Here is a 21,857-nt window from a genome sequence, read left to right on the forward strand (position 1 = left end):
ATGAACATGAACACTTTCAGCAAAGTCTTGACCGGTACCCTTCTCGCCCTGTCCATCCACAGCGCATTTGCCGGGGAGGTTGAACACAACACCCAGGCATTCCTCGATGTGTTGAATGCCGGCACCGGCAAACCGATGGAACAGATGACGCCCAAGGATGCTCGCGCCGTTCTGACCGGCGCGCAGTCCGGGGTCAAACTGACGCTGCCCAAGGCAGACGTCAGCGAGAAGACCATCCAGGTCGATGGCCAACCGTTGAGCCTGACCATCGTCCGGCCGGCCGGGGTCAAGGGCGAGCTGCCGGTGTTCATGTTCTTCCACGGCGGCGGCTGGGTGTTGGGGGATTTCCCGACCCACGAACGACTGGTGCGGGATCTGGTGGTCGGCTCGGGTGCGGCGGCGGTGTTCGTCAACTACACCCCTTCGCCGGAAGCGCATTACCCGGTGGCGATCAATCAGGCTTACGCCGCGACCAAATGGGTGGCCGAACACGGCAAAGAGATCAACGTCGACGGCAAGCGTCTGGCGGTGGCAGGCAACAGCGTCGGCGGCAACATGGCGGCAGTCGTCGCCTTGATGGCCAAAGACAAAGGCACCCCGGCGATCAAATTCCAAGTGCTGCTGTGGCCGGTGACCGATGCCAGTTTCGACACCGGTTCGTATAACCAGTACGCCGAGGGGCACTTCCTCACCCGCAACATGATGAAGTGGTTCTGGGACAACTACACCACCGACGCCAACCAGCGGAACGAGATCTATGCCTCGCCGTTGCGGGCCACGACCGCGCAGTTGAAAGGTCTGCCGCCTGCACTGGTACAGACCGCCGGGGCCGACGTGCTGCGTGACGAAGGTGAAGCCTACGCCCGCAAACTCGACGAAGCCGGCGTGCCGGTGACCTCGGTGCGCTACAACGGCATGATCCACGACTACGGTTTGCTCAACGTGGTCAGCCAAGTGCCGGCAGTGCGTTCGGCAATGCTGCAGGCCTCGGAAGAACTGAAGCAGCACCTGAAGAAGTAATTTTCATCAGGCACAAAAAAGCCCGACTCAATGGTCGGGCTTTTTCTTTCCGCAAAAAGCAGTGCTTATTTGGCACGGCCTTTGTAGGAACCGCCTTCGCGGGTATCGATCTCGATCATGTCGCCGATTTCGATGAAGTCAGCAACCGACAGCTCGGTACCGTTCTTCAGTTTGGCAGGCTTCATCACCTTGCCGGAAGTGTCACCGCGAGCGGAACCTTCGGTGTAGTCAACCTGACGCACGATGGTGGTCGGCAGCTCTACGGAAACCAGACGGCCTTCGAAGAATACGGCTTCGCAAACGTCGGTCATGCCTTCTTCCACGAATGGCAGAACGCTTTCGATGTCTTCGGCGTTCAGCTCGTACATGGTGTAGTCGGTGGTGTCCATGAACGTGTAGGAGTCACCGCTGATGAAGGACAGGGTCGCTTCTTTGCGATCCAGGATCACGTCGTCCAGCTTGTCGTCCGCACCGTAAACGGTTTCGGTCTTGTAACCGGTCAGCAGGTTCTTCAGCTTGGTCTTCATGATCGCGCTGTTACGGCCCGATTTGGTGAATTCAGCTTTCTGAACCAGCCAAGGATCGTTGTCGATACGGATCACGGTACCGGGTTTGAGTTCTTTACCAGTTTTCATTGCGAATATCCGAATTTGGATGGGATTTACAAAAATCTAGGCCGCGTATCATATCCAATTTCGGTAAAACTGTACCAGCGCCGTCGCAAGATCCGCTTGCAAGGCCTGTTCCAGACACCACGCGCGGGCATTTTCCTGCAGTTCGGGCCAGTGTTTGCGGGCCTCAAGCCAGTGGTCGCCGATAGGCTGCCCGGCACTCCAGGCACGCCATAGACCGTTCATCGCCTCGGCGGCAGCCGGCGAAAGACGTTTTGTGTAGAGCGCAAGGAAGGCGTCGAGCTTGTCCAGATGAATGTCTTCGTCCTGCTGATAGATGTGCCACAGCATCGGCCGCCCCGCCCATTGCGCCCGGACAAACGAGTCCTCGCCGCGCACCGCGTTGAAATCGCAGCACCAGAGCAATTGATCGTATTGATCCTGCCGGACGAACGGCAGCACCTGCACGGTCAGCGACTGACGAACATGCGTCGCCCCGACCGTCAGCGACTCGACCCCTAGCCAACGGGCGACATCGCCGAGAATCCGCCCTTCCGGCACCAGCAGATGAGTGGGCGTCGAGTCCGCCGCCAGCACATCCAGCCAGCTGCCGAGCCCGGCATTCTCATAGGCAAACAACGAGATCAGTTGCGCACCCGCTGCCGGAACGATCCCCAGACCGTGCAGGAATTGTCGCTGCGCCTCGGGATCCTGCTGAAACTGCTGACGCCGCTCCAGCAAACCGCTTTCACGCAACAGGCCGCCGGTGCCCGGCTGAAACCCCGGAAAGAAAAAGTACTTCTGCACCGACTTGTACTTCACTGAAGGCAAACCGTGGCAACCGACCACCCAGTCTTCAGCGCTGAGGTAGTCGAGGTTCATCCACAACGGCGGCTTTTCCCGTGCCGCCATGGCGTCCATGTAGACGCTCGGCAACTGGCAGGCAAACGCGGCGATCACCACGTCGGCCGCCTCCGCCTCCTGCCACTCGGCCGGCCAGTGCCGGACTTCGACGCCCTGCTGCCATTGCTGATCGAGGCCGATGTCGATTTCGGGGCAGATGCGTTCGAAAGCGCGCAGGTCATCGACCCACAGCCGCACCGTCATCGCATGCTCGCTGACCAGTTGCCGGGCCAGACGCCAGGTCACGCCGATGTCGCCGTAGTTGTCGACGACCGTACAAAAAATGTCCCAGCGGGTGTTCAGTGGCGGCATTCAAGGCTCCCGTTGGCAAAAGCGCCGATTGTCCGCATAAATGTCTCCATGCAGAAGAGCCGACGGCAATTAATCTTCGTGCGACAATCGCCACTCGCCCGCATTCATCCGCCAGGAGGCAGCCATGCCCTATCGTCCCAACCCGCGTCGCCCCTTGCCTGTTCAGCTTAGCGCGCTGCAATTGACCGGCAGCATTGCCCTGGGTCTGTGGCTGGGTTTCCTGGCCATTGCGCTGACGTGCTGGCTCGCTTCACGCTTTTTCTTCAATGAAAAACTGGCGCCGGTTGCCCAGGCCGTACAGCAACTGGCCAATCCACCCGCCGTCCGAGTGGTGCCGGACATTCCGCCGCAGAGCCCGCTGTTTGAACAGTACGAAGAAAACCTGCGCAAGAACGAGCAACAGGCACGCCTAGATCAGGCCCGTGGCAGCACACGTAATCTGTCGAACCCCAAATGCCAGTTCTGGCTGCAACAGGATCAGACGGCCCCGAGCGAAAAAAGCCGCGCCAACGTCCTGCAATTCTGCGATTGATCATGAATAAACAGATTGTTCACCAACTGATTCTCGACAAGCTGCGCGTCGACCTCGACATCGCCGAACGCGCAGCGCAAACCGCTTACGAAACCGCGACCCACGAAGAGAACATCGCCGAAAACAAGTACGACACTCTGGGACTCGAGGCGTCGTACCTGGCGGCGGGCCAGGCAAAACGGGTCGAGGAAATTCGTCAGTCACTGGCGCTGTGCCAGAACCTGACGCTACGCGCGTATGACGATCAACGCGGGATTGAAATCGGCGCCCTGCTCGGTCTGGAAGACGAAAAGGGTCGTGAACAATGGCTGTTTCTGGCGCCGGATGCGGCGGGTCTGAAAGTCGACGTGGTGGGTCAGCCGATTACCGTCATCACCCCGCGCTCGCCGCTGGGCAAAAGCCTGCTGGGCAAGTTCGAGGGTGACGAGGTGGAGATTCTGGTGGCGGGCACCCGGCAACAGTTCGCTGTCACCGAGGTGCTGTAGACAGGGGCTTAGTGAACCGGCAGTTCGACGCCTTCGAACAGTTCTTCCAGTTCCTGCTTGTTGTGGCACTGAATGGCCTTGGCCATGACTTCACGGGTCAGGTGCGGCGCGAACTTCTCGATGAAGTCGCACATGAAGCCGCGCAGGAAAGTGCCGCGACGGAAACCGATCTTGGTCACGCTGGACTCGAACAGTTCGCTGGCATCGAGCACCACCAGGTCGTTATCCAGTTTGGTGTCGACCGCCATTTTCGCCACGATGCCGACACCCAGGCCCAGACGCACGTAGGTTTTGATCACGTCGGCGTCGGCGGCGGTGAACACCACTTTCGGCGTCAGGCCGCGATGGCTGAAGGCTTCGTCGAGTTTCGAACGACCGGTGAAACCGAACACGTAAGTCACGATCGGGTATTCGGCCAGCGCTTCGAGGGTCAGCTTCGGCAGTTTGGTCAGCGGGTGGCCCTGAGGCACGACCACGCAACGGTTCCAGCGGTAGCACGGCATCATCACCAGATCGCCGAACAGTTCGAGCGCTTCGGTGGCGATGGCGAAATCGACGGTGCCGTCAGCGGCCATTTCGGCGATCTGCATCGGCGAACCCTGGTGCATGTGCAGCGCCACGTCCGGGTATTGCTTGATGAAATTGCTGATCACCGGCGGCAGTGCATAACGCGCCTGGGTGTGGGTGGTGGCGATCGACAGGGTGCCCTTCTTCTCGTTGGAGAATTCCTGGGCGATCTGCTTGATGCTTTCGACCTTGCGCAGAATCTCGCCGGCGGTGGTGATGATGCGCTCGCCGGCCGGAGTGACGCGGGTCAGGTGCTTGCCGCTGCGGGCGAACACTTCGACGCCCAGTTCGTCTTCCAGCAGACGGATCTGTTTACTGATGCCCGGTTGCGAGGTGTAGAGGCTTTGGGCTGTAGCGGAAACGTTGAGGTCGTGGTGCGCCACTTCCCAGATGTAGCGCAATTGTTGAAGCTTCATATGAATCCCTCAAAGCAGGTAGACGCCACGGGCATCAGCGACGGTATATAACTATATTAATGGTTTGAAGAATAAATCTAGAACTTTTTTATCAAAGTGCCATTATTCCTGCTTCAGCGATCCTCCCGACGCCGACGCTCCACCAGCGGCACCAGATAAACCGGCACCTTGGACAATTGCAGCAGCCGGGCCGCCGTTCGCCCCAAAGGTGTTTCCGCCCCGACCCCGTGGCTGTGACTTCCTACGATCAGCAAATCGACAGAGAGTTTCTGCACCTGATCGAGAATCACCTGTGACGGATCGCCCTGCAGCACCCGCACCGCGCGTATCCGCTGCAGGTCCTGCTCGCCCTCGTCCCCCAGTTCTTCACGAAAACTGTCGAGCACCCGCTGCTCGATATTGGCGATGACGGTTTTCAGACCCTGACTGTGAAATTCGTTCAACGCCTGTTCGTCGAGATAGCTCTGCAAAACCGATTCGGCAAACAACCCCATGGGTTCCACCGCGTGCACCACGTACAGATCGGCATTGAACGTTCGCGCCATCGCCAGGGCATGCTGCATCACTAACGGTGCGTACAGACCGAGGTCAGTGGCATACAGCATCGAACGAATCATATGACCTCCTCGCGTGCCAACATGGCGGAGATTTGATTCAGCTTAGCAGTGCCTTGGCGAGTACGACGTGCGACGCAACGTCTTGAACCACGTGGGCTTTAGACCGCCGGTTCGTTGCTGATGCCGTGGGGCACGTGACCGGTCGCCACGACTTCCCGGGCCAGCTCGCAGTGGCCCGCCTGGTCGTCGAAAAACACGTCGGCGGCGAAAGCTTCAAGGAATGCCGATTTGGTCAGGCCACCGAGGAACAGCGACTCGTCCAGACGAATGTCCCATTCGCGCAAGGTGCGGATCACCCGCTCGTGGGCCGGGGCCGAGCGCGCGGTGACCAGGGCGGTGCGGATCGGGCACTCCTCGTCGGAGAACTCGCGCTGCAACAGATTGAGCGCCGCGAGAAAGCCTTTGAACGGCCCGCCACGCAACGGTTCGCGAGCGGATTCACGCTCCTTGGCCTGGAAGGCTTCGAGGCCACCGGATTGATAGACCCGCTCCGATTCGTCGGAGAACAGCACCGCGTCCCCGTCGAAGGCGATGCGCAATTCATCGCTGGCCGCACGACTGGCGCCGCCGGACAGAATGGTCGCCGCCGCGAAACCGGCATCCAGCGCAGCGCGCACATCTTCGGCGTGGGTGGAGAGAAACAGGTCGCAACCAAAAGCCTTCAGATACGGATAAGGACTGCGCCCGCCGACAAACGCCGCGCGGGAGATCGCCAGGCCGTAATGCCCAATGGAGTTGAAAACGCGCAGGCCGGTGTCGGCACTGTTGCGCGATACCAGAATCACCTCGACCCGGGCGCGGCCGAGGCGACTGTTGAGGTTGAGCAGTTTTTCCACCAGCGGAAAGGCATCGCCCGGCGCGAGAATTTCGTCTTCGTGATCGATCTGATATTGCCGGTAGGCTTCGACGCCACTCGACTCATACACCTTGTGGCTTTCGCTCAGGTCGAACAGGGCACGGGACGAAATCGCCAGCACCAGTTTGTCATCGATGTTCTTGGCCATGCCTTTCCCCCAGTGCGACCGGTTTAAACGTTACGCCGGTCGATAAAGCTCAATGTGCGATACAACGATTCGATTCGCGGCAACTCGCAGCCTGCCGCTTTTGCCGCCGTCAAAGGACGAGCGTAGATCGCCTCGAGCTCCAGCGGTCGTTTGTGCAAAAAGTCGTGGTACATGCTCGGCCAATAGTCGGGCATTTTCTCGGTCATCATGAACAGGTATTCGGCGTAACCGGGCGGCATGTCGTGACCGCAGGCCTTGGCGCCCTGCACCACTTCGGCCATCAGTGCCTGAATCAATACGCGGCTGTCAGTGTCGGCCATCAACGGCGTGGTGCTCGCACCGAGCAACACCGAAAGGCCGTTGTAGGGAATGTTCCACACCAGTTTCTGCCAGCGCGCCTGATGCAAGTTCGGCATCGCCTGGGAGTCGAGACCGGCGGCGCGGAACAGGCCGGCGCCCTCCTCGACGATTGCCATGCGCGCCGCGTCATCCGGTGCCGGGCCGCTGTGATACCCGACGTTCACCGCCCCCAACGCCTGGTGGGTGATCTGCCCCGGCCCTTCGCGGTGGACGCAGATCAGGCACAAACCGCCCAGCAAGTGCAGGGAGTCGGGCAGCAACGCCCGCAAGCTGTCTTCGACGTCGAGGCCGTTTTGCAGCACCAGCACTTTCGCGTCGGGTTTGGCCGCCTGAATGATCGACGGCGCCAGCCCGGCATTGCTGGTGGTCTTGGCGCCGACCAGCAGCCAGTCGCAGGGCGGCATGTCTTCAGCTGACGAATAGGCCTGCACCGGATTCAGCGTCAATGTGCCATGCACGGCACTGTCCACCTGCAAGCCGCGCTCGGCGACCGCGGAAAATTCACTGCGCAACAGAAAGTGCACATCGAACCCGGCCCGGGCCAGCATCACCCCGTAAAACCCTCCGATGGCGCCGGTGCCGATAATCCCCACCACCGGTTTGTTCACTGCTCCCATCACGGCAACTCCTCTGCAATTCGACCCAGCGCCTGCGCCACGGCTGCGTTCAGCTCATCGGCATTCAGGCGCGTGTGCACTGCCCCAAAGAACTCGCCGTCGCGCACCACAAACAGCGCCGGCAAATGAAAGACCTGATAACGCTCGACCAGTCCGCCGTTGTCGCCGGCATCGATCCAGCACACGCGATCGACGGCGAGATCGAGCCCCGGCAACACTTCGCGGGCATAGCGGCAACTGGCGCAGCCGACGCTGGTGAAGATCACCAGCGAAACGCCGTTCATCGCCAGCAGCCGTTGGTCGGCGTCAAAATCGGTCAGCTGCGATTCGACCACTATACTGGGGGAAACAATGTCAAATGGCCGACACAGGGAGTCTGTGCTCATGGGACGGTTTATTCCTCATCCGGATGATGTGCCCGTTGAATTGACCCTGCTCACACCGGAGTGTATTTCGCGTCAACGGCTGCACACTATCAGCCTCGGCGGCATCGCTTGCAATTACCACCGTGCCTGGCGCCATGGCACTGCATTGCAAGTGCGCATGCCGACCATCAATGCCGATTTCGCCTATCCGGGCTATGTGGCGTGGTGCCTGCGTCGTAAAAAAGGTTATCTGGTGGGCATTGCGTTCACTGATGAGCAGACGCTGTTCAGCGCGCGAATGGGTGAGCAGGTGTGTCAGATCGAGCGCTATTGCCGAATCAACGATGCCCACGATGACCTGCAGGATATCCAGGCGCGCGCCCTGCAATGGGTCGAGCAACACGCCGAAGAGTTCTCCCACGACAGCGTTCGCAAGGCTTTTGCGTAACCAGAGCTGGACTGAACAGTTACTTGCCCATTGTCTAGCAGGCGTCTAACGCGATAAGGTTCGGCTCCCCGACGCGCTTAAATCCGCTGTGCTCCGCCGCGCGGGGATCGCTGGCGGCCGGCACCCGTGACCTGACGAGTAAACGATGGCTGATTTACCGATCAACGACCTGAACGTCGCTTCCAACGAGACCCTGATCACTCCCGATCAGCTCAAGCGTGATATCCCTCTGAGCGACGCTGCCCTGCGCACCGTCACCAAGGGTCGCGAGGTCATCCGCAACATTCTCGATGGCACCGACCATCGTCTGTTCGTGGTGATCGGCCCCTGCTCGATCCACGACATCAAGGCTGCCCACGAATATGCCGATCGCCTGAAGGTGCTGGCGGCAGAAGTTTCGGACACCCTGTATCTGGTCATGCGCGTGTATTTCGAAAAGCCACGGACCACCGTCGGCTGGAAAGGTCTGATCAACGACCCGTACCTGGATGACTCGTTCAAGATCCAGGACGGTCTGCACATCGGTCGCCAGTTGCTGCTGGACCTGGCCGAGAAAGGCCTGCCGACCGCGACCGAAGCCCTCGACCCGATCTCCCCGCAGTATCTGCAGGACCTGATCAGCTGGTCGGCCATCGGCGCACGGACCACCGAATCCCAGACCCACCGCGAGATGGCTTCCGGCCTGTCCTCGGCGGTCGGCTTCAAGAACGGCACCGACGGCGGCCTGACCGTGGCGATCAACGCCCTGCAGTCGGTTTCCAGCCCGCACCGTTTCCTGGGTATCAACCAGGAAGGTGGCGTGTCGATCGTCACCACCAAAGGCAACGCCTACGGTCACGTGGTGCTGCGCGGTGGCAACGGCAAGCCGAACTACGATTCGGTCAGCGTCGCCCTGTGCGAGCAGGCGCTGAACAAGGCCAAGATCAAGCCGAACATCATGGTCGATTGCAGCCACGCCAACTCCAACAAGGATCCGGCCCTGCAACCGCTGGTGATGGAGAACGTCGCCAACCAGATCCTCGAAGGCAACCAGTCGATCATCGGCCTGATGGTCGAGAGTCACCTGAACTGGGGCTGCCAGGCGATCCCGAAAGACCTCGCCGACCTGCAATACGGCGTGTCGATCACCGATGCCTGCATCGACTGGTCCGCTACCGAAAACACCTTGCGCAGCATGCACGCCAAGCTCAAGGATGTACTGCCGAAACGTCAGCGCGGCTGACAGCCGTTTCGCAGGCATAAAAAAACGCCGGGCATTGCCCGGCGTTTTTGTGTGTGCGGTGAGGTCAGTCAGATCTTGGCGGTGCGCCGCTGATGACGCTCCATGTAGCGCTCCACATAGGAGCACGATGGAATGACCGTGTAGCCCATTTCATCAGCGTACTGCAACGCCCGCTCGGTCAGGGCTGCCGCGATGCCTCGGCCACGCAAGGCGTTGGGCACGAAGGTGCGGTAGATATCCAGGGTCTGTTTCCCCAGATCCATATAGGTCAGGTAGGCACGATGACCGTCCACATTGGTCTCGAACTGATGACCAGCCTGGTCATGGTGGATGGACAACGCCTCGCTCATCACTACTCCTCGCGGGTCTCGAATTCTGACCCCTACCTTACCGATGTTTTCCCGGCGAAGGAACATCTACGCCACCCCGTGCCTGATGGACACCGAGAAGAACTGCACCGATCTCGCGCAACCCGAGCACGTATCAAATAGTAGGCACCATTGGCGAAAATGCTCAAGGTACGCTCGTCAACATGCGGATTGGCGAGGCAGTTCCGGTGGACTCAGGGCCGGTTCGGGAGACGATCTTCCCGAGCCGAAAGGCTGAACATCGCCGGATGTTGAGACTTAAGACGAGCCCCCTGTTTTAAAGTCACCTCAACATGGACAAAGATATGCGAGGCGCTGCGCAAATTCGCAACAAAAGTGTGGACGAATCCATATAGGCAGACTTTAGCCACTACCTGCAAAACAACGCGCAGCAACGGGAACTTTTTCTCATTAACTCGCTCAGCTCGCGGCTTCCAGCTGGATATTTTTTATACAGCGCAGTTAAAAGTTGCTCGAAAAAGAATCAACGCCTACAATTTTTTTTGCTTCTTGCCTCACGTCAGTTTACTTACTACAAGTAATGGGTAGTATGTACGCCGGCTATTTCCTCAATCGGAGGAGACAGCCACTTAATTGAAAGTCCTTGAAGGGGAACACGATGAACAACGTTCTGAAATTCTCTGCTCTGGCTCTGGCCGCAGTTCTGGCTACCGGTTGCAGCAGCGCATCGAAAGAAACCGAAGCACGTCTGACCGCTACTGAAGACGCAGCTGCTCGCTCCCAGGCTCGTGCAGACGAAGCTTACCGTAAAGCTGATGAAGCTCTGGCTGCTGCTCAAAAAGCACAACAGACTGCTGACGAAGCTAACGAGCGTGCTCTGCGCATGCTGGAAAAAGCTAGCCGCAAGTAATAGTCCTTCGGGATTGTTATCAAGCCGACCCATTTTTTGGGTCGGCTTTTTTGTGCCTGCAGTTTTCTGCAGGCAATAAAAAACCCGCCGCTGCGCAAGCCTCGGCGGGTTCTGTCTTTCAGATTATTGCTGCAGGTCGATCGGTGCGCTGGAGACCATCGGCGCCGAGGTGTTCGGTGTGCCGATTTCGGTTGGCAGGCCATCTTCGGCCGCCACCACATCACGCACCACATCCCAGTCCATGCGCAGGTTGTTGGTGATGTCTTCACGCTTGAGCATCGCGTTGATCACGGCGGTGTGCTTGTCGACCACCGACGGGTTGCCCTTGTCGTCGATCGGCGTGTGCGCTTCCAGGTAGATCTTGCCGCCACTGCGACCGAACTTGTACGCGTCGTTGAGGATTCGCACCGAAGTCCCCACTGGCACCATGCCGGCCATTTCCAGCACGTTGTTGTTGAACATGCGGAAGCAGCCGTGGCTGGTGCGCATGCCGATGCCGAACTTCTTGTTCGAACCGTGGATCAGGTAGCCCGGCGTGCCCAGGGTGAACTTGAACGGGCCTAGCGGGTTGTCCGGGCCGGCCGGCACTACGTTCGGCAGCGGATCACCGTCGGCGGCGTGCTCGGCCTTGATCGAGGCTGGTGGCGTCCAGGTCGGATTCGGTGTCTTGGCGGTGATCGTGGTGTGAGCGATCGGCGACCCCCAGCCTTCACGACCGATACCCAGCGGGAAGGTGTACACCACGTTCCGGCCTTTCGGGAAATAGTAGAGGCGGTATTCGGCCAGGTTGATCACGATGCCTTCACGCGGGCCCGGCGGCAGGATGAAGCGGGTCGGCAGAACGATTTCGGTGCCGGCACCCGGCAACCAGGCATCGACGCCCGGGTTGGCCGCGACCATTTCCGAATAGCCCAGATCGTAGGTGGTGCCCAGATCGGCAAAGGTGTCTTCGTACTTGGCCTTGATCACCTGCACCTGGCCGATGATGTCTTCACCAGGCGGTGGCAGGGGAAACTCCAGTGCGGCAACGGGACCGGCCACACACAGGGCGGCAAGAGACAGGCAGCGGGTGACGGCAGGAAAACGCGGCAACATCCGGAGAATCCTTCGCAAGATCGACAAGGGTAATAAGAACGCGATTGTACACCGCGCCCAGAGAATTCGGGGAGATGCGCCGATGGGCTGGCAGAACTCTTCATAAATGAAGCTGCCGCCAACTCTGACTGCATTCGGAAGAGGCTTGCGCTTAAAGCTCGAAACGCAGCTCAGGCCAGATCGGCGACGTGCCGCGCTTCTGCGATTCGAGGATCGCCCGGCACAGCGAGCACAGGCGCTGATCCTGAAACACCCGGCGATCCACGCTCGACCAGCGCGGTTGCGCCGGCAGCAGACTGCCGCACAGGGTTCGGTCAGCCGAGCCACCGAGCTCCAGTTGACGGGTCACCAGATGCACTCGCACTTCCTGGCAGGCGAACAGATCCAGCTGTTCGTCAGGCTCGATCAGTTGGTAGGCAAACAGGGACCAGGCAGAACGCGGCATCGGGGGCTCCAAATTAGGGGGCGCCACATTAGCCGAAAGCCTGCCGCTAGAAAAGCCTCATAACAGCGGTTTTAGCGTCGGCCAGACATTTTCCAGCAACTTGCCCTGAGCCCCGGCCGCCGGGTGCAGACCGTCTGCCTGCATCAAGTCCGGATGCCCGCCCACACCATCGAGGAAAAACGGCACCAGCGGGATTTTTTTCTCCTCGGCGAGTTTGCCGTAGACCTCGGCAAAGGCATCGGTGTAGCGCTTACCGTAGTTGGGCGGCAATTGCATACCGAGTAACAACACCTTGGCACCGCTTTGACGGGAGCTGTCGATCATCGCCGCAAGGTTTTGTTGCAATTGCGTCGGCGGCATTCCGCGCAGGCCATCGTTGCCGCCCAATTCGAGGATCACCAGTTCCGGTTTGTGCTCTGCAAGCAGCGCAGGCAGCCGTGCCTGGCCTCCGGCACTGGTGTCGCCACTGATGGACGCATTGACCACTTTATCGTCAAAACCTTCGGTCTTGAGCCGCTGTTCGAGCAACGACACCCACCCCAGCCGGGTATCCAGTCCGAAACCGGCGCTGATACTATCGCCAACGATCAGGACTGTACCCGCCGCTGCGTTCTGGGCCATGCACATCAAGGCCAGGCCAGCACTCAAAAACCACACACGCATCGGATTCTCCATGGGCGCAAGCATTCTCACCGCGAAGAACCTTAGCAAAGTGGTTCCCAGCGCGGAAGGTGAACTGACCATCCTGCACGAACTCAGCCTGGAACTGAACAAGGGCGACAGCCTGGCCATCGTCGGCGCGTCCGGTTCCGGCAAATCTACCCTGCTCGGTCTGCTTGCCGGCCTCGATCTGCCAAGCAGTGGCGAAGTGACGCTTGCCGGACAAGGCCTGAGCAATCTCGACGAAGACCAGCGCGCGCGCATTCGCGCCGAACACGTGGGTTTCGTCTTTCAATCTTTCCAGCTGCTCGACAGCCTCAACGCGCTGGAAAACGTCATGCTGCCGCTGGAGCTCGACGGTCGCAAAGACGCCCGCAGCCGCGCCACCGAGTTACTGCAACGGGTCGGCCTCGGCCAGCGCTTGACTCACTCGCCGCGCCAACTCTCCGGTGGCGAACAACAGCGCGTGGCGATTGCCCGGGCGTTCGCCGCCGAACCGGACGTGCTGTTCGCCGACGAACCCACCGGCAACCTCGACAGCCACACCGGCGAGCGCATCAGCGACTTGCTGTTCGAATTGAACAAGGAACGCGGCACCACCCTGGTGCTGGTGACCCACGACGAACGCCTGGCCCATCGTTGCCGGCGCCTGATCCGTCTTGAAGCCGGCCTGTTGGTCGCCCCTCTGGAGCCTTGATGGCACGTCTGCCGCTATTGCGTCTGTTCAGTCTCGCCCTGCGCCAACTGATGCGCGATGCCCGCGCCGGTGAACTGCGGGTGCTGTTTTTCGCCTTGGTCGTGGCGGTCGCGGCGAGTACCGCGATCGGCTATTTCGGCGCCCGCCTCAACGGCGCAATGATGCTGCGCGCTACCGAATTTCTCGGTGCCGACCTGTCACTCGAAGGCAGTTCGCCGGCCCGACCGGAACAGATCAGGAGCGGCACTGAGCTGCGTCTGGATCATGCGCAGGTGGTGGAGTTTTCCAGCGTCATCGCCACGGACAACGGCATTCAGCTCTCCAGTATCAAAGCCGTCGACCGCGCCTATCCGCTGCGCGGCGAACTGAAAAGCGCCCCCGCCCCTTACGCGACAGAAGAGGCTGGTGGTGAGCCGCAGCCAAGTGAAGCCTGGGTCGAAGCGCGCCTGCTGACGGCGCTGGACCTGAAGATCGGCGACAGCATCGACGTCGGCATGAAGACGTTGAAACTGACGCGAGTGCTGACTTACGAACCGGATCGCGCCGGCAACTTTTACAGCCTGACTCCACGAGTATTGATCAACCTTGACGATCTCGCCGCGACCGGCGTGGTGCAACCCGGCAGCCGCGTGAGTTACCGCGAGCTGTGGCGCGGTGAGCCGCAGGCGCTGGAAACCTATCGCCAACTGATCAAACCGGGACTCGCCGCCAACCAGCGGATTCAGGATGCCCGCGACGGCAACCGGCAGATTGGCGGCGCACTGGGCAAGGCCGAACGCTATCTGAACATGGCCAGCCTGGTGGCCGTGCTTCTGGCCGGTGTCGCGGTGGCGCTATCGGCCAACCGCTTCGCCAGCCGGCGTTTCGATGCCAGCGCCCTGCTCCGTTGCCTGGGCTTGTCGCGGCGGGAAACCCTGGTGCTGTTCAGTCTGCAACTGACGGTGCTCGGCCTGCTCGCCAGCCTCAGCGGCGCCCTGCTGGGCTGGCTCGCGCAATTGGGATTGTTCGCACTGCTGCATGATCTGCTGCCGACCGACGTACCGCCGGGTGGCTTGCTGCCGGCACTGGCCGGCATCGGCACCGGGCTGGTGGCGCTGGCCGGTTTCGCCCTGCCACCGCTCGCCGCACTGGGCCGCGTGCCGCCGTTGCGGGTATTGCGTCGGGACATGCTGCCGATTCCATCGAGCACCTGGATGGTCTATGGCGCGGCACTCGGTGCGCTCGGGCTGATCATGTGGCGACTGAGCCTCGACCTGCTGCTGACATTCGCCCTGCTCGGCGGCGGTGTGGTCGCCGCGCTGGTGCTCGGCGGTTTGCTGCTGTTGCTGCTGCAAAGCCTGCGTCGCCTGCTCGCACGGGCGTCCCTGCCGTGGCGTCTCGGGTTGGGTCAGTTATTGCGCCACCCATTGGCGGCCGCCGGCCAGTCATTGGCCTTCGGGCTGATTCTGCTGTCCATGGCGTTGATTGCACTGCTGCGCGGTGAACTGCTCGACACCTGGCAGAACCAGTTGCCGAAAAATGCCCCCAACTATTTCGCCCTGAACATCCTGCCGGCGGACAAACAAGCTTTCACCGATCACCTGATCAATGTCTCGGCCCAGGCCGCGCCGTTGTACCCGGTGGTGCCGGGACGGCTGATCAGTATCAATGGCGAAGCAGTGCAGCAGATCGTCAGCAAGGATTCGGCCGGCGACCGCGCCATCCAGCGCGACCTGAGCCTGACCTGGGCGGCCGATCTGCCGGCGGGCAACAAGATCACCGCCGGATCGTGGTGGACCGGCCAACCTTCGGATGACGTTCCGGGCGTCTCGGTGGAAGGCAAGGTGGCCGAAAGCCTCAAGCTCAAGCTGGGCGATCACATGGTGTTCAGCGTCGGCGGGGTCAATCGCGCAGCGAAGGTCACCAGTTTGCGGGAGATCAACTGGGACAACTTCCAGCCGAACTTCTTCATGATCTTCCAGCCTGGCACCCTGAAGGACTTGCCGGCGACCTACCTGACCAGCTTCTATCTGGCCCCCGGTCACGATCAGCAGATTGTCGAGTTGTCGCGAGCATTCCCGGCGGTAACCATCCTGCAGGTCGAAGCCTTGCTCGAACAGCTGCGCAGCATCCTCGCCCAGGTCACCCTGGCGGTGGAGTATGTGTTGTTGTTTGTGTTGGCGGCGGGGATGGCGGTGCTGTTTTCCGGGTTGCAGGCAACGCTGGATGAACGCATTCGCCAAGGGGCGCTGTTGCGCGCGCTGGGTGCCGAGCGGCAGTTGCTGATCAAGGCGCGACGGATCGAGTTCGGCTTGCTCGGCGCGGTCAGCGGATTGCTCGCGGCGATCGGTTCGGAAGTGGTGAGTCTGGTGCTGTATCGCTTCGCCTTCGACCTGCCGTGGCATCCCCATCCGTGGTTGCTGCTGTTGCCGTTGATCGGCGCGGCGCTGATCGGTGGAGCTGGGGTGTTCGGCACACGGCGTGCACTCAACGCCAGCCCGCTGACAGTGTTGCGCGAGGGTTGATAGACTCCAGCCGTCTTAATCAAAAGAAGTTGCCATGAGCCGTTATCGCCCTCCCCGCACCGCCGGCACCGCGCTGATCACCCCTGAAGGTGAAGCGCGGATGCGCGCCGAATTCCATGAGCTTTGGCATGTGCGCCGTCCGCAGGTGACGCAGTCGGTCAGCGAGGCGGCGGCTCAGGGTGATCGTTCGGAAAATGCCGAGTACACCTACGGCAAGAAAATGCTGCGCGAGATCGACAGCCGCGTGCGTTTTCTCACCAAACGCCTTGAGGCGTTGAAAGTGGTCAGCGAAAAACCGAGTGATCCGAACAAAGTCTACTTCGGTGCCTGGGTGACCATCGAAGACGAGGACGGCAAACAGTCGCGCTATCGCATCGTCGGCCCGGACGAACTGGACCTGAAACTCGGCCTGATCAGCATCGACTCGCCGCTGGCTCGCGCCCTGATCGGCAAGGCGCTGGATGCTGAAGTGCGGGTACAGACGCCGACCGGCGAACAGTTCGTCTACATCGTGGCGATCGAATATCCCTGACGCTCAGCGCCGGGTGATCAGGCCCTGGCGTGCGACGCGGGTCAGTTGGCGAATCATTTCCGGCGCCTCTTCAAGGCTCGGGGCCTGAATGACGGCCAGATCGAAACTGTCATTGGCAAAACGCGCCAGCGACTCACCGTCTTCGACAAACTGGATCAGGAACGCGGCAGGACCGCCGCTGCGACGTGGCCAGCCATCGAGATAACGCAACAGCGTCGGCTGATGTTTGCCGCCAAGCAGGATTTTCGGATTGCGCTGGGTGATGTGTGCCGTGATCGGCGCGGGACGTGCTGGAGGGCGTAGTGCATTCATCGTGTCGTGTCTCTGCCTCAAAAGTCTGCATGGCAGGTGAGAGGCAACACCGAACCAGCGCTTTAGCGGTATTTCGAAGCCCTGTTCCGGCTTCTGACGGCAACTGAAGAATAGTCACCTGGCGCCCCGCAAGTAGCTGTTTAAATCGGCGCATGAGCGGCATCCTAGAGAACGTGACCGGCCAGTGTCAAGAATCAGCCGTAACAAAAAAGGCCCGCACAATGCGGGCCTTTTGCTTGAGCCAGAGCCTTCAACCGGCGATGGCGCGATCCACCGAGAGCTTGCCGGCACCTTCGATCAGCACCGCGAGGCTGCCGCCGAGCAGGGCCAGAGCGAACTCGTAACCGTTGTTGGCCATGAACAGACCGTTGCTGATGTGCACGGTGAAGATCGCCACCAGCGACAGGAAGGTCAGACCCAGTGCCGCCGGGCGAACCAGCAGGCCGATGATCAGCGCCAGACCGGCGAAGAACTCGGTGCCGCCGGCCAGGGTGGCCATCAGGTAACCCGGGGTCAGGCCGATGCTTTCCATGTATTGCGCGGTGCCCGCCAGACCGTAGCCACCGAACAGGCCGAAGAGCTTCTGCGAGCCGTGGGCGGCGAAGATCACGCCGACGGCAATGCGCAGAATGGTCAGACCGTAGCCGGCGCGGGTGAACAGAACCTTGTTGATCAGAGAGCTCATGTTGCGTTTCCTTGTTGTCAGAAGTGCTTGTTGGTTGGCCGCTATATTAATCAGTTAATTTCATGTTAAAAGCGCAAAAATTCCGCCATAACAATCAACTTATTAGATCATTTGCGTGAGACCACTTTCTGCCCCCGGGGCTCCAACGACTCCCGCTCCCGGTCGAACGCCAAGTAATACTTGTTCACGCTATTAACATAGCTGACGGCCCCCATTCCCACCTGCTCCATGGCAATGCGCTCGACCTGGAAGAACCACTGGTTGGGGTTCAGACCGCGACGCCGCGCCTCGGCGCGCATGCCTTGCACCCGCTCCGGGCCGATGTTGTACGCCGCCAGGGTGAACGCCATGCGCTCGCGTTCGTTGAGCTTGGGGCTGTTGAAGAACTTGCGGCGGATCATCGCCAGGTACTTGGCCCCGGCCTGCACATTCGCATCGAGATTCTGGATATTGTTGACGCCGACTCGCTGCGCGGCGGACGGGGTGATCTGCATCAGCCCGGTCGGGCCGCTGCCGCTGCGCGCGTTGGGCTGCAACGCCGACTCCTTGAAGGCCAGCGCCGCCAGGTTGAGCCAGTCCATGTTTTGCGCTTCGGCGTGCTTCTGCAGGGTCGGGCGCAGTTTCTCCAGGCGCTGGCGGTCAGCCTTGGCCAACGGATAGTGCACTTGATAGAGACGGCGGTAGATCCGCAAAAACGCCGCATCTTCGTTCGACGGTTTTTTGTAGCCGGTCAGGAAGCGGTCGATGCTCGCCCGCAACATCGAGGCATCACGGCGCACGAACCAGTATTCCTCGCCCGGTTCGCTGATCATCACCTGACGGTCGAAACGCAGCTTGGGCAGGATCTTGCCCCACCGCTCGGCGATCGGTTGCTCGACGATGGTCAGGTGGAAGATCCCGCCCTGAACCATCTCCAGCACATCTTCGACCGCCAGCGTCGGATCAACCCATTCGATCTTGATCGGCGCCAGCTTGTGCAGCGCCAGCTTCTGGTTGAGCTGACTGACCGCCTCCCCCGCCGCACTGCCGGTGGGCAGCGCCAGGGTTTTGCCGGCCAGTTGCTCGACCTTGGTGTAGCGCTTTTCACCCTTGATGCCGACCAGCACCAGCGGCACGTTGCTGGCGATCGGCTCACTGCTGGCGACCGCGTGGCCCGGTTGCAGCTCGAGCAGTTCGCCCGGCGCAACAAGATCGCCTTCGCCGCGCTGCAACGCGCCGAGCAGTTGATCCTTGGCTTTGGGGATGATCTTGAGGGTGATTTCCTGGCCATCGCGGGCGTAGCCATTGAGGTATTGCTCGAAGGCGCGCAAACGGTGGTATTCGATGCCGATCGCCTGGCCCTGGACTTCGCCGGAGCTGTTGCGGCTCTGGTTGACCAGCACCCGCAAGACGCGGCTGCTGCGGATTTCGGTCAGGTCGCGAACCTTGGCGGCCGGCACGGCTTGCAGCGGCCCGGGCAGCCGCGCGACCGCCGTCATCGGCAGCAGCAGCGAACCACACAGCAGGAGCAAAACCGAGGGACGAACCATCCACTCTCCGGAAAGAATACGGGGCGTTTTCACCGCTGAGCGGTCGCGAAACACCGACGAAAACAGAGCGCCTGGAGCGCTGATAAAGTGCGAGAGACTGGCACAGTGATGGCAACTCTGCCAACCCGTGCTGCCTCGCGGCCTCAACAGACAGCCATAAGCCGTTGTAGTTCTTGGCTTTTCTTATAAATCTACAGCTCTGATATGCTTTCCGGCCTTCGGCCCGAGGTAGCACCATGCAACTCATCGATATCGGCGTCAACCTGACCAACCCCAGTTTCGCCGACAAACACCAGGCCGTGCTCGACCGCGCCTACGCTGCCGGGGTCTGCCAACTGGTGCTGACCGGCACCAGCGTCGAGGGCAGCGAACAGGCGCTGGAGCTGTGCCAGCAACTGGATCCGGACGGCCAACGACTGTTCGCCACCGCCGGCATTCACCCGCATTCCGCCAGCGACTGGAATGCCGACAGCGCGCGGCGTCTGCGCAGTCTGTTGCAGGAATCGAACGTGGTAGCAGTGGGCGAATGCGGGCTGGACTTCAACCGCGATTTCTCGCCGCGCCCGCAGCAGGAAAAAGTCCTCGAAGAACATCTGGCGCTGGCTGCCGAACTGCAATTGCCAGTGTTCCTGCATGAGCGTGATGCGAGCCAGCGCCTGCTGGAAATCCTCCGTGACTTCCGCGACCGATTGCCCGCCGCCGTGGTGCATTGCTTTACCGGCGAGCAAAAAGCCCTGTTCAGCTACCTCGATCTGGATCTGCACATCGGCATCACCGGCTGGATCTGCGACGAGCGTCGCGGTACCCATTTGCATCCGCTGGTGAAGGAAATCAAACGCGGTCGCCTGATGCTGGAAAGCGATGCGCCGTATCTGCTGCCACGCACACTGCGGCCGAAGCCGAAAAACGGGCGCAACGAACCGGCGTATCTGACCGAAGTGCTGCGTGAAGTCGCGTTGCATCGAGGCGAAACCGAAGCAGACCTGGCCGCCCACACCACCGCGTGCGCACGGGCGTTTTACGGTTTACCTACCCTGCCCTGAGCCGAGGCCAATGCATCACTTGTTGATGCACATCAAGATCCGGACACCTGCGTAGCGGCACAATAATGGCACCTTGCCAAAACTGTTTCCGCTATCAGAGAAGACCTCCATGGGTGCCTGGCTTAGCAATATCTCGCTGAAATACAAATTCTGGGCGGTCAACGCGGTCGCCTTTGTCACCACTTTGTTGCTGGTGCTGTACGCCGTACAGCTCGAACAACAGGCCCGCAGTCATGCCGCGCAAACTTCGGCCCAGGCCCAGGCGCAACTGCTCAAGGCCTGGCCGGCCGGGCAAGCGCTGCCCAAATCCGATCAAGTGCTGACTTTCAAACGCGGCGAAGCGCCGCGCCTCAACGATCAACCGCTGCTGGAGATCACCGACAGCAACGGCTGGATCGAAATCAGTCACTTGCCGTTGTTCGGTGAAAACCCGCTGCTCGGCGCCGAGGTCTTCAGCCGTGCCGATGGTCAGCAGGTCGCCGTGATCGCCTACGCCCCCAGCCTCAGCCAGGTGTTCAGCGAACGCTTCGCCAACTACGCGGTGGCGGTGTTCATCCTGATGCTGGCGATGCTCGGTGCCTCGCAATTGCTGATCCGCTTTCTGCTCAGTCAGCTGAACACCCTCAAGGACGTGATGCTGCACGTGGAGAAAACCGGCGACCTCGCCGCCCGTGTGCCGCTGGCCTGCAAGGATGAAGTCGGTCAGATGGCCAACGCGTTCAATGCGATGCAGGCCGGTTACCAGCGAGTGGTGACCACCGTGGCCAACACCGCCCGGCAACTCGACGTCGGCGCCGCGCGGCTGGCATCAAGCATGAACGAGGTGCGTCACGGCATGCTCGGCCAGCAGAGCGAAACCGATCAGGCCGCCACGGCGATCAACGAAATGACCGCAACCGTCTACCACATCGCCCAGCACGCCGGCGCCACGCGCGACCTGTCGCAGACCGCCGACGGCCTGGCCGGCAGCGGCCAGCAAGTGGTGAGCCGGGTGCAGACTTCGATTGCCGGGCTGTCCAGCGGCGTGCAACAGACCGCCGAGATGATCCAGCGTCTGGCCGAGGACAGCCAGAAGATCAACGGCGTGGTCAGCGTGATCCACAGCATCGCCGAGCAGACCAATCTGTTGGCACTTAACGCCGCGATCGAAGCGGCGCGTGCCGGGGAAATGGGTCGCGGGTTCGCGGTGGTCGCCGACGAAGTGCGCAACCTCGCCAAACGCGTGCAGACCTCCACCGATGAGATCACCTCCATGGTCTCGGCGTTGCAGGCCGGCACCCGCGACGCGGTGGACTTCATGCAGGAGAGTTCGTACAAGGCCGATGACTGCGTGCAGCAGGCGCAAGAGGCCGGCGAAGCGCTGGCGGAAATCACCGGAGCGGTGGCGCAGATGCGCGAAAGCAACACACAGATTGCGGTGGCGGCGGAACAGCAAAGTCAGGTGGCCGAAGAGATGAACCGCGCGGTGGTGAGCATTCGCGATGTCACCGAGAACACCGTGCAACAGACCGTTGATTCGGCGACCACCAGTAACGAGTTGGCGACGCTGGCCGGTGAACTGAACAAGGCGATCGGTCAGTTGAAGCTCTAGGGGGCAACATCAAGAATGGCCATTGTCCCTATCACTTCAATAGCCA

General features: G+C 60.8%; 25 protein-coding genes. 11 read left to right on the plus strand and 14 right to left on the minus strand.

The window, feature by feature from the left end:
- The first annotated feature begins 6 nt into the window (after positions 1 to 6).
- Positions 7 to 1,020 carry an alpha/beta hydrolase gene (locus AC0R79_RS21855; RefSeq protein ID WP_115078752.1) on the plus strand — a complete coding sequence of 338 codons (1,014 nt, stop codon included), beginning with the start codon at positions 7 to 9 and terminating at the stop codon, positions 1,018 to 1,020.
- Positions 1,021 to 1,085: 65 nt separating this feature from the next.
- Here the strand turns inward: AC0R79_RS21855 and AC0R79_RS21860 are convergent, their stop codons facing one another.
- Together AC0R79_RS21860 and earP are read right to left on the minus strand one after the other, a co-directional pair.
- Positions 1,086 to 1,655, minus strand: a complete 570-nt coding sequence (locus tag AC0R79_RS21860; RefSeq protein WP_007955690.1) for an elongation factor P — start codon at positions 1,653 to 1,655, stop codon at positions 1,086 to 1,088.
- 48 nt (positions 1,656 to 1,703) lie between these two features.
- The gene (gene earP, locus AC0R79_RS21865) at positions 1,704 to 2,846 is read right to left on the minus strand and encodes an elongation factor P maturation arginine rhamnosyltransferase EarP (protein WP_474731674.1); all 1,143 of its coding nucleotides are present in this window, start codon (positions 2,844 to 2,846) and stop codon (positions 1,704 to 1,706) included.
- A gap of 124 nt (positions 2,847 to 2,970) precedes the next feature.
- Between earP and AC0R79_RS21870 the strand changes: the two genes are divergently transcribed.
- Positions 2,971 to 3,378 (plus strand): hypothetical protein, encoded by a 408-nt coding sequence (locus AC0R79_RS21870; protein WP_474731676.1) that lies wholly within the window; start codon positions 2,971 to 2,973, stop codon positions 3,376 to 3,378.
- Between the two features lie 2 nt (positions 3,379 to 3,380).
- Entirely contained in the window at positions 3,381 to 3,863 is a 483-nt protein-coding gene (locus AC0R79_RS21875) for a GreA/GreB family elongation factor (RefSeq protein ID WP_085744974.1), read from the plus strand.
- 8 nt (positions 3,864 to 3,871) lie between these two features.
- Here the strand turns inward: AC0R79_RS21875 and cysB are convergent, their stop codons facing one another.
- The 5 genes from cysB to AC0R79_RS21900 form a co-directional block, all read right to left on the minus strand.
- Positions 3,872 to 4,846 carry an HTH-type transcriptional regulator CysB gene (cysB, locus tag AC0R79_RS21880; RefSeq protein WP_007955684.1) on the minus strand — a complete coding sequence of 325 codons (975 nt, stop codon included), beginning with the start codon at positions 4,844 to 4,846 and terminating at the stop codon, positions 3,872 to 3,874.
- 113 nt (positions 4,847 to 4,959) lie between these two features.
- Positions 4,960 to 5,463 carry a universal stress protein gene (locus AC0R79_RS21885; RefSeq protein WP_007955683.1) on the minus strand — a complete coding sequence of 168 codons (504 nt, stop codon included), beginning with the start codon at positions 5,461 to 5,463 and terminating at the stop codon, positions 4,960 to 4,962.
- A gap of 98 nt (positions 5,464 to 5,561) precedes the next feature.
- Positions 5,562 to 6,467: a 5'-nucleotidase gene (locus AC0R79_RS21890; RefSeq protein ID WP_007955682.1), complete on the minus strand. Its 906-nt coding sequence runs from the start codon at positions 6,465 to 6,467 to the stop codon at positions 5,562 to 5,564.
- Positions 6,468 to 6,490: 23 nt separating this feature from the next.
- Positions 6,491 to 7,447 (minus strand): putative 2-dehydropantoate 2-reductase, encoded by a 957-nt coding sequence (locus tag AC0R79_RS21895; protein WP_474731679.1) that lies wholly within the window; start codon positions 7,445 to 7,447, stop codon positions 6,491 to 6,493.
- Complete coding sequence (locus AC0R79_RS21900) at positions 7,444 to 7,830, minus strand: thioredoxin family protein (RefSeq protein ID WP_179694173.1); 387 nt, start codon at positions 7,828 to 7,830, stop codon at positions 7,444 to 7,446. The genes AC0R79_RS21895 and AC0R79_RS21900 overlap by 4 nt, the downstream gene beginning before the upstream one ends.
- On the opposite strand from AC0R79_RS21900, the gene AC0R79_RS21905 reads away from it, so the two are divergent.
- Positions 7,829 to 8,257 carry a PilZ domain-containing protein gene (locus AC0R79_RS21905; protein WP_007955677.1) on the plus strand — a complete coding sequence of 143 codons (429 nt, stop codon included), beginning with the start codon at positions 7,829 to 7,831 and terminating at the stop codon, positions 8,255 to 8,257. The genes AC0R79_RS21900 and AC0R79_RS21905 overlap by 2 nt on opposite strands.
- 145 nt (positions 8,258 to 8,402) lie before the next feature.
- Positions 8,403 to 9,479 (plus strand): 3-deoxy-7-phosphoheptulonate synthase, encoded by a 1,077-nt coding sequence (locus tag AC0R79_RS21910; RefSeq protein ID WP_011335309.1) that lies wholly within the window; start codon positions 8,403 to 8,405, stop codon positions 9,477 to 9,479.
- 68 nt (positions 9,480 to 9,547) lie between these two features.
- Here AC0R79_RS21910 and AC0R79_RS21915 read toward each other — a convergent pair whose 3' ends face one another.
- Positions 9,548 to 9,829 carry a GNAT family N-acetyltransferase gene (locus AC0R79_RS21915; protein ID WP_007955658.1) on the minus strand — a complete coding sequence of 94 codons (282 nt, stop codon included), beginning with the start codon at positions 9,827 to 9,829 and terminating at the stop codon, positions 9,548 to 9,550.
- Positions 9,830 to 10,466: 637 nt separating this feature from the next.
- Here AC0R79_RS21915 and oprI point away from each other — a divergent pair.
- Positions 10,467 to 10,718, plus strand: coding sequence for an outer membrane lipoprotei OprI (gene oprI / locus AC0R79_RS21920; RefSeq protein ID WP_003183784.1), 252 nt, complete (start codon positions 10,467 to 10,469; stop codon positions 10,716 to 10,718).
- Positions 10,719 to 10,841: 123 nt separating this feature from the next.
- On the opposite strand, the gene AC0R79_RS21925 is transcribed toward oprI, so the two are convergent.
- From AC0R79_RS21925 to AC0R79_RS21935, 3 genes are all read right to left on the minus strand, one after another.
- Positions 10,842 to 11,813, minus strand: a complete 972-nt coding sequence (locus AC0R79_RS21925; RefSeq protein ID WP_007955657.1) for a L,D-transpeptidase family protein — start codon at positions 11,811 to 11,813, stop codon at positions 10,842 to 10,844.
- Positions 11,814 to 11,964: 151 nt separating this feature from the next.
- Positions 11,965 to 12,258, minus strand: a complete 294-nt coding sequence (locus AC0R79_RS21930) for a hypothetical protein (protein WP_007955656.1) — start codon at positions 12,256 to 12,258, stop codon at positions 11,965 to 11,967.
- 57 nt (positions 12,259 to 12,315) lie between these two features.
- Positions 12,316 to 12,921: an arylesterase gene (locus tag AC0R79_RS21935; RefSeq protein WP_375747645.1), complete on the minus strand. Its 606-nt coding sequence runs from the start codon at positions 12,919 to 12,921 to the stop codon at positions 12,316 to 12,318.
- A gap of 10 nt (positions 12,922 to 12,931) precedes the next feature.
- Here AC0R79_RS21935 and AC0R79_RS21940 point away from each other — a divergent pair, with 10 nt between their 5' ends.
- Genes AC0R79_RS21940 through greB form a run of 3 tightly spaced genes read left to right on the plus strand, consistent with a single transcriptional unit; the run spans position 12,932 to position 16,651 of the window.
- Positions 12,932 to 13,615: an ABC transporter ATP-binding protein gene (locus AC0R79_RS21940; protein ID WP_007955651.1), complete on the plus strand. Its 684-nt coding sequence runs from the start codon at positions 12,932 to 12,934 to the stop codon at positions 13,613 to 13,615.
- Entirely contained in the window at positions 13,615 to 16,119 is a 2,505-nt protein-coding gene (locus AC0R79_RS21945; RefSeq protein ID WP_474731684.1) for an ABC transporter permease, read from the plus strand. Before AC0R79_RS21940 ends, AC0R79_RS21945 begins: the two co-directional genes overlap by 1 nt.
- A gap of 34 nt (positions 16,120 to 16,153) precedes the next feature.
- Positions 16,154 to 16,651: a transcription elongation factor GreB gene (gene greB / locus AC0R79_RS21950; protein ID WP_039770483.1), complete on the plus strand. Its 498-nt coding sequence runs from the start codon at positions 16,154 to 16,156 to the stop codon at positions 16,649 to 16,651.
- Positions 16,652 to 16,654: 3 nt separating this feature from the next.
- Here the strand turns inward: greB and AC0R79_RS21955 are convergent, their stop codons facing one another.
- The 3 genes from AC0R79_RS21955 to AC0R79_RS21965 form a co-directional block, all read right to left on the minus strand.
- Positions 16,655 to 16,963: a hypothetical protein gene (locus tag AC0R79_RS21955; RefSeq protein WP_007950956.1), complete on the minus strand. Its 309-nt coding sequence runs from the start codon at positions 16,961 to 16,963 to the stop codon at positions 16,655 to 16,657.
- A gap of 250 nt (positions 16,964 to 17,213) precedes the next feature.
- The gene (locus tag AC0R79_RS21960) at positions 17,214 to 17,648 is read right to left on the minus strand and encodes a DoxX family protein (protein WP_007950955.1); all 435 of its coding nucleotides are present in this window, start codon (positions 17,646 to 17,648) and stop codon (positions 17,214 to 17,216) included.
- A 107-nt stretch (positions 17,649 to 17,755) separates the two neighbouring features.
- Complete coding sequence (locus AC0R79_RS21965; protein WP_127799190.1) at positions 17,756 to 19,177, minus strand: MltF family protein; 1,422 nt, start codon at positions 19,175 to 19,177, stop codon at positions 17,756 to 17,758.
- Between the two features lie 236 nt (positions 19,178 to 19,413).
- On the opposite strand from AC0R79_RS21965, the gene AC0R79_RS21970 reads away from it, so the two are divergent.
- Entirely contained in the window at positions 19,414 to 20,220 is an 807-nt protein-coding gene (locus AC0R79_RS21970) for a TatD family hydrolase (RefSeq protein ID WP_127799192.1), read from the plus strand.
- 109 nt (positions 20,221 to 20,329) lie between these two features.
- Positions 20,330 to 21,811 (plus strand): methyl-accepting chemotaxis protein, encoded by a 1,482-nt coding sequence (locus tag AC0R79_RS21975; RefSeq protein WP_127799194.1) that lies wholly within the window; start codon positions 20,330 to 20,332, stop codon positions 21,809 to 21,811.
- The last annotated feature ends 46 nt before the right edge of the window (positions 21,812 to 21,857 follow it).

The sequence above is a fragment of the Pseudomonas sp. HD57-3 genome (assembly GCF_056113135.1).